Source organism: Mesorhizobium sp. M0052 (assembly GCF_040323255.1).
Classification (GTDB): domain Bacteria; phylum Pseudomonadota; class Alphaproteobacteria; order Rhizobiales; family Rhizobiaceae; genus Mesorhizobium.
In genome coordinates this window covers 186,519-197,645 of sequence record NZ_JAMYUS010000013.1, presented here as the reverse complement: position 1 = coordinate 197,645, position 11,127 = coordinate 186,519, and the positions used below count along the sequence as shown (strand labels likewise).

9 protein-coding genes are annotated in these 11,127 nt (G+C 63.4%); all 9 read right to left on the bottom strand.

What is annotated here, in order from left to right:
* Positions 1–211 precede the first annotated feature (211 nt).
* Positions 212–994, bottom strand: a complete 783-nt coding sequence (locus NKJ77_RS19330) for a hypothetical protein (protein ID WP_245263504.1) — start codon at positions 992–994, stop codon at positions 212–214.
* Positions 995–1,050: 56 nt separating this feature from the next.
* Positions 1,051–1,443: a phage holin family protein gene (locus tag NKJ77_RS19325; protein WP_023693628.1), complete on the bottom strand. Its 393-nt coding sequence runs from the start codon at positions 1,441–1,443 to the stop codon at positions 1,051–1,053.
* On the bottom strand, positions 1,440–2,048 hold the full coding sequence (locus NKJ77_RS19320) for a hypothetical protein (protein WP_023832035.1): 609 nt from the start codon (positions 2,046–2,048) through the stop codon (positions 1,440–1,442). Before NKJ77_RS19320 ends, NKJ77_RS19325 begins: the two co-directional genes overlap by 4 nt.
* A gap of 530 nt (positions 2,049–2,578) precedes the next feature.
* Complete coding sequence (locus NKJ77_RS19315) at positions 2,579–2,995, bottom strand: DOPA 4,5-dioxygenase family protein (RefSeq protein ID WP_023690511.1); 417 nt, start codon at positions 2,993–2,995, stop codon at positions 2,579–2,581.
* 349 nt (positions 2,996–3,344) lie between these two features.
* A complete protein-coding gene (locus NKJ77_RS19310; protein WP_023673853.1) occupies positions 3,345–3,503 on the bottom strand; it encodes a DUF3309 family protein in 159 nt (52 codons plus the stop codon).
* A gap of 96 nt (positions 3,504–3,599) precedes the next feature.
* On the bottom strand, positions 3,600–6,770 hold the full coding sequence (locus tag NKJ77_RS19305) for an efflux RND transporter permease subunit (RefSeq protein ID WP_352535592.1): 3,171 nt from the start codon (positions 6,768–6,770) through the stop codon (positions 3,600–3,602).
* A gap of 65 nt (positions 6,771–6,835) precedes the next feature.
* Entirely contained in the window at positions 6,836–8,014 is a 1,179-nt protein-coding gene (locus tag NKJ77_RS19300; protein ID WP_352535591.1) for an efflux RND transporter periplasmic adaptor subunit, read from the bottom strand.
* A gap of 521 nt (positions 8,015–8,535) precedes the next feature.
* Positions 8,536–9,666, bottom strand: coding sequence for a patatin-like phospholipase family protein (locus NKJ77_RS19295; RefSeq protein WP_352535590.1), 1,131 nt, complete (start codon positions 9,664–9,666; stop codon positions 8,536–8,538).
* Between the two features lie 372 nt (positions 9,667–10,038).
* A complete protein-coding gene (locus tag NKJ77_RS19290) occupies positions 10,039–11,127 on the bottom strand; it encodes a citrate synthase/methylcitrate synthase (RefSeq protein WP_023832041.1) in 1,089 nt (362 codons plus the stop codon).

Sequence of the window (11,127 nt, the reverse complement as noted above, 5' to 3'; positions counted from 1 at the left end):
GGATGGAGGCCAACCGCTATATCAACATGGATGATCTGCGCGAGCACAAGAAGCTCGCTCTGCGCCAAGCCGCATGACCAGCATCGTGGCTGCCCCATTTTGCAGAACTTGACGCACACAACCCTGAAGTGACTCGAGCGGGTCACCGTTTGACGGACAACACCGGCCCCTTTCTGGAGAGGCCGGCTATCGTTGATCCAGGATCATTAAGCTAGGTTTGGCGCTGAGACGTATCGGAAATTCGTTCACGCACGGCATGCTCGGTCTTGTCTGCTGTGGACTTCACGATCTCGCCGAGCTGATCGGCTATCGTGTCTGCTTCCATATCTTGCCGGCCAGCTTCCTGCTTGATGGTCTCATAGGCGTCGGCGGCGACCTGCTTGGCCTCATCGAGGCCCCTGTCGAGCAAAGTTTCGGCGGAATCGCGAAGCTTGTCGCCATAGGCGCCTAGTTGCTCGTCCTCCGTTGCGGTATGGGGCAGCATTGCACCTATAGCGGCGCCGATGGCGAGACCGACGGCCGCTACGGCCAAGGGTTGATCCTCCAACAGATCTTGCGCGGAGCGGCTGGCTTTCGCCGCCATGTCCCCAGTCGTCGAGCTTGCATTGGCAGCGCTTCCCGTCAGACCCGCCGCAGCGGCTCTTGCGGTGCTCGATATGGTGTCGCCGACGCTGGCAGCGCTCGAGGAGAGCGATTCCGCGGCGTCGGAGAGCGTGCCGCCCAAGCCGCCGCGCTCCCCTGCTACATCATGTCGTCCCGGCGCTGAAGGCAATGGATAGCCAGCCGAACGGTGGGCGGTGTTTGAGGTACCGCTGCCGAACATCAGCCAGGCCAGACCTGCGCCCACCATGGTGACCGGCAAAGGATTGTCTCGGACCTGCGTTCTGAGATTGCTGAGCATGGCCGCGCTCTCCCCTCCCGAGAACAGCCCGGTGAACTCATCCAGCAATTGTCCCGGCGTCATCTTGCCTCGAATGGATTCGGCGGTCTCCATCACCCGAGCGCGAGCAGCCTCGGCCTCGCGTTCAAGTTCGGCTGCGGATTTCTCGTTCATCTCACCTGTTCCTTAATCGCGCTCGCGTCGCGCTTGAGCTGTCCCTGGGTCCGGTCGGGGGTAAGTTCCGAAGGCGCCATGCTGGCCGTCCCGGTCCGCAGCAGGATGACGCCGAGGACCGCCACGACCACACCGACCAGCAGGGAAGACCACCCCGCGCCAAGCCCTGCCCGCGTCAGCGCGATAATGAGCGCCTGCAGCAACACCAAGAGCGCGGCGAGCAGGCAAATCGCGCCGCCCAGCACTTCCGCGGCACCTGCTCCGGCTTTGGTAAGCTTTTCAGAGAGCTCGGCCCGAAACAGCCTCGCCTCGGTTTGCACCAGAGTGGTGACATTCTGGGCCAAATCGGTGACTAGCCCGGCAAGGCTGGGATTGTCCTGGTTGTTCATCTGTCCTGCTCCGCGATCTGCGTGGCCCCATCATCGCCGACCACGCCAAAATCTTGTGGACGATCAGCGGACCAACCCTGTGGCTGATCGGTGTGTGATCTGAGGCCTCCCGGAGCGGCCTCAGAATCGGGCGTTGCCGGCGGAGAAGCCTTGATGAACCGCCCGAGAGCCAATCCGGCCAACACCGATCCCGCAAGCAGGACACCGGGATTTTGCCGGCCGAAGGACTGCACGTCATCAAGGACTTGGCTAAAGGGCTTCTGTTTCAAGGACGATGAAAGCCGCTCAAGGCCACTGGCAGCATCCAAAGCGAACTTCGATGCGTTCCTTTCATCGTTGCTGGCAAGGTGATCGCTGGCCGCTCGCAGTGCACCACCCAACGCCGCCAAGCTCGATCCGATGTCGCGCTGCGCCTCCTTCGCCTTGTCGGAGATGACCTGCGTGGCTTCAGATGCATAGTCGCCAGCCTTACGGGTCACCTCGTCCCGCGCGTCGTGAAGCAACTCGCTGGCACGCTCATTTTCCTGGCGAAGTCTTTCGGAGACGTCGCTTTTCGCCTTGTCGAAATCGGTGGGCTGTCCGCCCTGATCGTTCTCATGCTGCATGAGGCCACCTAGTGAAAACCGAGGAAGGAGAGGACCGCGAGCACGACAACGATAAGGCCGATAAGATAGATGACACTGTTCATGTGCACGTCCTCCGTAGCTTTCCAACTTCGACGAACCTGCGATGTTCCGTAAGTGAGAGCATTTATCTCAGCCGAAACGAAGAGCTTCGTCAGGCACGCACCCAGTCACCAGTGAGTTGCCCTGTCCCTCGTGCGGAGCGCCAGTTGCTCCGTACGAACGGGTGCGCCCGACCCTGCGGGAACGAGTGCCGGCTGCCTCCTCTATTGCAATCTTTGCCTATTCGGCGACCCCGCCTCGGCGTACCGGCGACCAAGGAGAACTCTCCCTTGCCATCAATTGACGGTCCATCGCTCCAACGGCCCCGCGCTGGTTCGGCACCTTCGACGAAGTAATGATGAAGGCATAGGATACGGCTTGAGGCGCAAAGCGGCCTGTCATGCATGCCTGAGCTAGGCTACTGGTGAACGCGTCTCCAAGGCCAAGTCTCTACTTTGCAGAACGCCTCCCTACGCCCCCAACGTCGGCTCCGTATTCACCTCCAGCGCCTCTTCCGCCTCATCTTCCTCGCCGAGCACCTCCCCATGCACCCCCAGCGGCCGGCCGATCCAGATCGGATCGACGAGATGGTCGCGTTTGGGGTTGGTGGTGTTGGGGTGGATGAGAATGCTCAGGCCGCCGTGGTTCAGCATCAGCCATGGGACCAGCGTGGCGAAGATCTCGGTGGCGAAGGAGACCTGGTACATGGCCTGCTCGTGCGGGCCGACCGGCTCGTCGCGCCAGTTGCCCAGGCGCACGCGAAAACGTTCGCCGATGCGCAGGCGCAGCCATTCGGCGTGTTGCCGCTCGGCTTGGCCGTCATAGTAGATGTGGGCGTGATAGCTGGCGATCTCGGCGAGCGGCCTTGGCGGGTTGGCGGTGTTCACCTTGATGGCTCCCTCGGCGATTATGGTGCGGGCAGCGTATACGCAAGGGGGCGGGGTGGCCAAGGGGGGCACAGCGTGTGCTCGTCATCTCGATTTCGGGCCAATCGCATATGGAGCTCCCCCGCTCCGTCTCGGCTTCGCCCAGCCACCTCTACCCCCACATTCGTGGGGAGAGGAAATGCTAATCGCCAAGATCGCTGCCTTGAAAAGCTTGGCATTTCCTCTCCCCCATGGACATGTGGGAGAGGTGGCCGCGAAGCGGACGGAGTGGGGGCGGGCGCCGCCGTATGCCTATTGCCAGCACTTCATCGGGCGAGGACCCGCTGATCGCAGAGGTCTCTTGCCCCAATCAAACCCTGCCCATCAGCACCAGGATCAGCAGCACCACCAGCACAATGCCGACGATGCCCGATGGCCCATAGCCCCAGGAGCGCGAATGCGGCCAGGCCGGTACGGCGCCGATCAGGATCAGGATCAAGACAATGATGAGGATGGTGCTGACGGTCATTAAGAGTCCCTCGCCTTGCTGGTCGGATACGAGGGGACAATGCAAAAGGCCGCCCGGTTGTTCCGGACGGCCTTTTGTCTGACTGGTCGAATGCAGCTATTCCGCGGCTTTCGGGAAGGCGATTGCCGGCTCGTCGAGCGGACCCGGTCTCGGCCCCATAGGCGCATCGGGCTTCTTGTCGCGGCCGAACAGCCGGCGGAAGAACGCGTAGAAGCGGCTGTTCTTGCTGCGCGTGAAGATCATCAGCATGGACGGCGTCACCACCAGCGTCAGCAGCGTGGCGAAGGACAGGCCGAAGACGATGGCCGAGGACAGCGAAATCCACCATTGCGTCGACGGCGCGTTGATCGTCGTCTCGTGATGGAAGATTTCCAGCCCGAGACCAAAGGCGATCGGCAGCACGCCGAGGATGGCCGATACCGCCGTCAGCACCACCGGGCGGGCGCGCTCGCGGCAGGTCTGCAGCACCGCCTCCATCTTGTCCCAGCCCTCTTCGCGCAGCCGGTCATAGGTGTCGATGAGCACGATGTTGTTGTTCACCACCACGCCGGCCAGCGCGATGACGCCGATGCCCGACATGACGATGCCGAAGGCCTCGCCGGTCAGGAGCAGCCCCAGGAACACACCGATCGTCGCCATGACCACGCAGGACAGCACCAGAAGCACGCTGGTGAACTTGTTGAACTGCATCAAGAGCACCAGGAAGATCAGGAAGATCGCCGCGCCGAAGGCCTTGCCGAGGAAGGCGCTGGCTTCGGCGCTGTCCTCGTTCGACCCCGCCAGCTTCCAGCGTATGCCGTTGTCGAGCTTCATGTCGGTGACCGCCTTGGTCACCTTCGCCTGCACCGCCGCAACCTGGTTACCGGCGGCGACGTTGGCCTGGACGACCACTGTGCGGGCGCCATCGATGCGGTTGAGGATGCCGACGGTCGGCTCCGGCTTGCGCACGACGAAGTTGGAGATCGGCACCGAGCCTTGCGCAGTCTGCACCCGGAGCTCGTCGAGCGTCGACAGCGTGCGGCGGTCTTCAGGCAGCCGCAGCCTGATGTCGACGGCATCGTCGGCGCCGGCAGGCCTGTACTCGGACAGCTTCAACCCGTTGGTCACCAGTTGCACCACCGTGCCGACGGCGGTCGGGCTGATACCGTATTGCGCCGCCTTGGCGCGGTCGACCTCGAGCGCCCAGTCGACGCCGGGCGGCGGCAGGCCGTCGGAAACGTCGATGACACCGGGCACCTTGGCAATGCGCGCCGCAACCGCGCGGGCCTGGTCGTCGAGCCCTTTGGGGTCGATGGCCGAAAGCCGCAGCTGCACCGCCTTGCCCGTGGGAGGACCGGCCTCCGGCACGCGCACTTCGACATCGACGCCGGGAATGCCGGCCATGACGGTGCGCAGCTCATCCAGGATGTTGTTCGCCGATTTGCGCTCGCGCCAGTCGATGAACTCATACTGGATGACGCCGACGACGTCCTCCGGCACGTCCTGTCCGCCGCCCTGCGTCTTGCCGACGCGGGTATAGACCGATTTGACGCCAGGCCAGCCAAGCAGCCGGTTTTCGGCGATCCTGGTCGCCGTGTCCATTTCGGCCAGCGAGAGATTGCCGCGGGCATGCACATAGAGCAGGCCGTAATCGGGCTCGACGCTGGGGAAGAACTCGACGCCGGCGCCATATTTCGAATAGGCGAAGCCGACGCCGGTGAGCAGCACGGCGGTGAGCACCAGCACGGTGATGGGGAAGCGCACCGCCTGTTTGACCAGCGCCATGTACCAGCCGTCGCGATTGTGTTCCTCGTGATGCTCCGGCGCCTTGGCGAAAAGCGCGCCCAGCGTCGGCGCGAACACCAGCGCATAAAGCATCGAGGCCGACAGCGTGACGATCAGCGTGATCGGCATGTATTTCATGAAGTCGCCGATGATGCCGGGCCAGAACAGCAGCGGCGAAAACGCCGCGATGCGGGTCATGGTCGCGGCGATGACCGGACCGGCCATGCGCTTGGCGGCCAGCGTGAAGGCTTCCGCCTTCGGCATGCCTTCGCCCATGCGCCGTTCGGCAAATTCGGTGACGATGATGGCGTCGTCGACCAGCATGCCGACCGCCAGGATAAGGCTGAACAGCACGATCATGTTGATCGTGTAGCCCATCATCGCAAGCAGCAGGATGCCGATCAGGAAGGATGACGGAATGGCAAGCCCGATCAGCAGCGAGGCGCGGCCCGACAGCGCATAGAGGATGACGATGAACACCAGGATGACGGCGATCATCACGTGGTTCTGCAGGTCGCCCAGCAGCTGGTTGACGAAGACAGACTTGTCCTGCGTGTAGGTGATGTTCATGCCTTCCGGCATCGTCTTGACGTAGGCGTCGGACACTTCCCGCACCTTGGCCAGCGTGTCGATCAGGTTGGCGCCGATGCGCTTCTTGACTTCGATGGCGATGGCCGGCTTGCCGTTGAGGCGAGTGATGGTCTCGGCGTCGGCGAAGGTCGAACGCACCGTGGCGATGTCCTTCGCCTGCACGACGGCATTGGGGCCGGCGACCACCGGCAAGGACGCGACATCCTCGGGTGTCTCGATCAGCGACGGCACCTTGACCGCGTATTTGCCTTCCGAACCCTCGATATTGCCGGCGGCGACCAGGCTGTTGGAAGCGCCGACCGCGCCGATCAACTGGTCGAGCTGCAGGCCGTAGGAGGACAGCTTCATCGGGTCGATGACGACCTCGACGAGATCGTCGCGCGCGCCTTGTATGGTGCCCTCAAGAACGCCCGGGACTTCCTCGATGCGGTCGCGCAGTTCGCGCGCCGCCGCCGTAAGCACACGCTCGGGCACATCGCCGGACAGCGTGACGACCAGGACGGGAAACTCGGAAATGTTGACCTCGGTAACAACCGGTTCTTCTGCCGCTTGGGGAAGGTCAGCCTTCGCGTCCTGAACCTTCGAGCGTGTATCAGTCACCGCGGTGTCGACTTTTATAGACGGCAGAAACTCAAGGAAGACAAAGGCACCGCCCTGATAGGCGGATGATTTCATCTCCTTTAACCCCTTGAGACTCTTAAGCTTTGCCTCCAGAGGCCTAAGCAGAAGTCTTTCAGCGTCTTCGGGCGCGATGCCTTGATAGGCAACATTTATATAAACATAAGGGGTAGGAACGTCGGGTTCCGCTTCCTTCGGTGTCGACTGATAGGCGACCCAGCCCGCCAGCAGCAGGAAGACCAGCACCGCAATGGTCAGCCGGGCATTGTTGATCGCGAGTTTGACGATATCCATGGCCTGTTCTCAAGATTTCAGGAGCCGCATGGCGGCCGGTTGTCCCCGCCCGGGGCCACCCGGCGCTACTGCGTTGTCGCTTCGCCCAACAGTTTCTGGATGGTCGCCTGGTCGGCCTCGACCGGCTTGACGACGTCCCCTTCCTTGACGAGCTCCTGGCCGGCGACGATGACGCGGGCATCGGCGGGAATGCCGCCAAGCACCAGGCCCTTCGGCGAGTCATCGACCAGGTCGATCGGGAAGAACACCACCTTGTTGTCCTTGTCGACGGCGCGGATGCCGAGGTCTCCCTTGTCGCCCAGCGTCACCACGGAGCGCGGCAACATGACGGCGTCGGTCGGCTGCGCGCTGAGCGCAATCTCGGCCGTCATGCCGGCCGGCACCGAGCCGTCGGCATTGGGGACGGCGATCTCGACGCGGAAGGTTCGGGTGGCCGACGAGGCGTCGCGGCTGATGTAGCGCACCGTGCCTTCGACGGTCTGGCCGCTGACCAGCCGCACAGCAGCCTTGTCGCCGAGCTTGAGATAGCCGAGGTCGCGTTCGCTGACTTCGCCGCGCGCAATCACCGGATCGAGCTTGAGGATGGTTGCCACCTCGCCGCCCTGCATGATGGAACTGCCGAGCTCCACCGGCACCCGGTCGATGACGCCGTCGAAGGGCGCCTTGACCAGATTGCGCTCGAGTTCGGCCTGCGCCGTTTCCAGCTGCGACTGCGCAGCGGTCAGGTTCGAACGCGCCGTGTCGAGCTGCAGCTTGGGCAGATTGCCGGTCTTCATGAGCCGCAGCGATGCGTCGAGTTCAGCCTGGCGCTGCACGACGAGCTGCCTGGCATTGTCGACCATCGAGATCTTTTCTTCGGCCGCCAGCATCAGCACCAGGTCGCCGGTCTTGACGTGATCGCCCTGCTTGACCGGCAGCTTTTCGATGACGCCGGCGACGCGCGTCGCCAGCACGGCGCGCTTGTCGGCCTCGGTCAGCCCGGAAATGCGGATGGCGCGGGCATAGGTCTTGCGCGGCGGCGTCACCACAGCGACGGTGCGCAGCGGCGCCTTCGGTTCGGCCTCGGCGGTCTTGGTTGCATCCGGTGCCTTGGCCTGATCGCCCGGCTTGGCCTGATCGCCTGCCTTGCCAGCACCTTCGACAGCGGCGCTGCCGACGGACGAGAACGCGCCTGTTCCCATCCAGGCGCCGAAGCCGATGAGCACGACAATAGCGGCAAGCTTGTGAAACCTGATCTTCGGCATCATTGTTTTTCCACTGCGGGGTTCGGCCAAGTCGTTATCCAACAGGGTGTCCGTCGTCTAACAGCTACCGTGTCTTCCAACTCGGGCACGTCGCCGATATGGGTGCGCGCCAGGCCGTGTTCAATTTGCCGTGAACGGCGAAGCCGCGCTTCTACATCAAAGTTGCATCGCAATACAGTCGAAAAGTTGCAGGGGCATTGCGCAAGGCAGGCGTAGTGTGGCTAACGGAAACGGTTTTATCGACGCCCCGTCAGGCGGCGGAACCACAGTCTCGGAACCATACGGGTGTTGGAGGCGCTTTGTTTTCAAGGCGTTTTGAGCACTGACATTCTCCTGTGCCTGCACTAGTTTTTGACGCTCAAATGTGGGCGCGACCTGCGTAGCCACTCAGTGAATGGCAGCAGGCGTCAGTATGATTTTGTATACCGCCACACGCAACGGTTGTTCCGGGACGGAAAGTCCTCGGCGCTACTCCGATTTGCCGAACACTTCGCTGATCGTCTTGATCGATCCGGGCGGACTCAGGCCCGCCGGCGTTCCGCCTCCGGCTTCTTGCGGGCGGCGAGGAATTCCTTCACCCGCCGTCCCGGTGCCGGCCCGCGCACCGGTTTGAAGCCGTCATCGAGTTCGCCGGAAAGATCGAGCGTCGGCCGCTTGCCGACGGCGTCGTAATTCTCCTCCAGCCAGTCGCTCGCCGCTATGCGGCCAAGGTCGCGCAAATAGGTCAAAAAAGCCCATTCGGCGTTGACCTTGGACGACGCCGACAGATCCTTGAACGCCTCGTCGGCATCGATGCGGTGCATGCGGATGTCGCGGTATTCGCCACGCGGCAGCCGGCCGGCGGCGATCAGCTCCTTGACGAAGGCGATCGAGCGGAATTCGTTCAGCAGCCCGGCATTGAAGGTGATCTCGTCGATGCGGTTCTGGATTTCGTTGGCGCTTTTCGGCGTGCCTTCGCGCACCACAGGATTGATCTGCACCAAAAGCACATCCTCCGTCGCCGCCGTCTTGAGGAACGGAAACAGCGCCGGATTGCCGCCATAGCCGCCATCCCAATAGGGCACGCCCTTGATCTCGACGGCGCGGAACAATTGTGGCAGGCAGGCCGAGGCCATCACCGTGTCGAGGTCGATCTCGCCATCGGAAAAGACGCGCAGCTGGCCGGTCTCGACATTGGTCGCCGAAATGAACAGCTCCATCGACTTGCAGGCGTGAACATTTTTGAAATCGATCTCCTGCTCGACCACGTCGCGCAGCGGGTTCAAGCCCAGGGGATTGGCGACATAGGGCGAAAACACTCGCGACATGGTGTCGAAGAAGAAATAGCCGGGCGTGTTCTCGATCGACCAGTTGCCCCAGGCGACGTCCCACGGCATGCGCTGCACCGGGCTGAAGCGGCCCTTGGCCGCCACCGCGCGCCAGAAATCGTCGAGCTTTTGCCGTGCACCCTCGACGCCGCCGCGCACAAAACCATCGGCCAGCGCCACCGCATTCATCGCGCCGGCGCTGGTGCCGGACACGGCTGAAATATCGAGCCTGCCATCCTCCAGCAGCCGGTCGAGTACGCCCCAGGAGAAAGCCCCGTGCGAGCCGCCGCCCTGCAGCGCAATGTTGATCTTTTTCGTTTCCTCCGCCTTGCCGTTTTTGGTCATGGCGTTCCTGTTCGGTTTGGTCGCTGCTGCCTCATTCCGCCCGGAAATCGGGCGGGTTCGACTGCAGCGGACTTATATTGCAGTGCAGCATATAAAGGATGACCAAGGCAAGAACACGAACACGGTCGCGTGATCACATGAAATTTTGGTCATGGGGAATGGCCCTCCACGCCGAGGTCTTCGCCCTACGAATACCCCCACCCTTGATCCCTCCCCACAAGGGGGAGGGAGACTTGGTAGACGCTGATCTCAGCAAACCCTCGACGTTTCGACGGCGCGGGGCAGCTTACCTCCCCCTTGTGGGGTCCGAAGGACGGGCGAGACCCGTGGCTCGCCCCGGCAAGCTAGGGTGGGGGTCCTCTTGCAAAAACCTCAAGCAACAAGCTTCGGCACCGGCCCGACATAGCGCGACTGTGGACGGATCAGCCGCCCCGTCGTCTGCTGTTCGCGCGCATGCGCGATCCAGCCGGCGACACGTCCGGCGGCAAAGACATTGCTGAACGCCTGTGGCGGAAAGCCAGCCGCCTCAAGCACAAGCGCTGTGTAAAACTCGACATTGGTCTGCAGCGAGCGCTGCGGCTTGGCGATCCGCAGCACTTCGAGCGCCGTGTGCTCGACCTGTTCGGCGAAGGCCAGGCGGCGGCCGGCTTCGCCCTCGCTGCCGAGCTGCCGCACGACGGCTTTCAGTACATCGGCGCGCGGATCGCGCACGCGGTAAATACGATGGCCGAAACCCATGATGCGCTCGCCATGCGCGACCTTCTCGCGCAGCCAGCCGGCCGCGTCGCCATGCGCCTGGATTGCATCGAGCATCTCGATCACCGGGCCGGGCGCGCCGCCGTGCAGCGGCCCCTTGAGCGCGCCGAGCCCGGCCAGCACCGACGATGTCAGCCCTGCCAGCGTCGATGCGACGACGCGGGTGGCAAAGGTCGAGGCGTTGAGGCCGTGATCGCAGACGGTCACCAGATAGGTGTCGAGTGCCCTTGCCAGCGCCGGCGACGGGACGGATCCCTCGAGCATCCTCAGCATGTCGGCGGCATGATCGGCCTTAGCGTCAGGTGCGGTCGGCTGCTCGCCGCGCGCCAGCCGCAGCAGAGCCGGCGTCAGCACAGCGGGCGCCGCGATCAGCCGCAAGGCGTCCGTCGGTGTCTCGCCATCCGGCAGCAGCGCCATGCCGGCGCGCATGGCGCTATAGATCTCAAGCGGTGCGAGCAGCGGCAGCGAGGGCGCAAGCCGCTCGAACACCTCGACGCGAGCCTTGCCCAGCCTCGCTGCCAGTTCGGCATCGCCGGGAAGGCCGTCGAAGAAGCCGTCGAGCAACAGGCGAACCACTTGCGCATAGCGCCAGCGTCCCGCCAATTCCGGCAGCGAATGACCGCGGATCGTCAGGCGGCCGCCAAGGCCATCGACATCGGAGAGCACGGTCTCCGCCGCCACCACATCATCGAGCCCGTTCGCCAT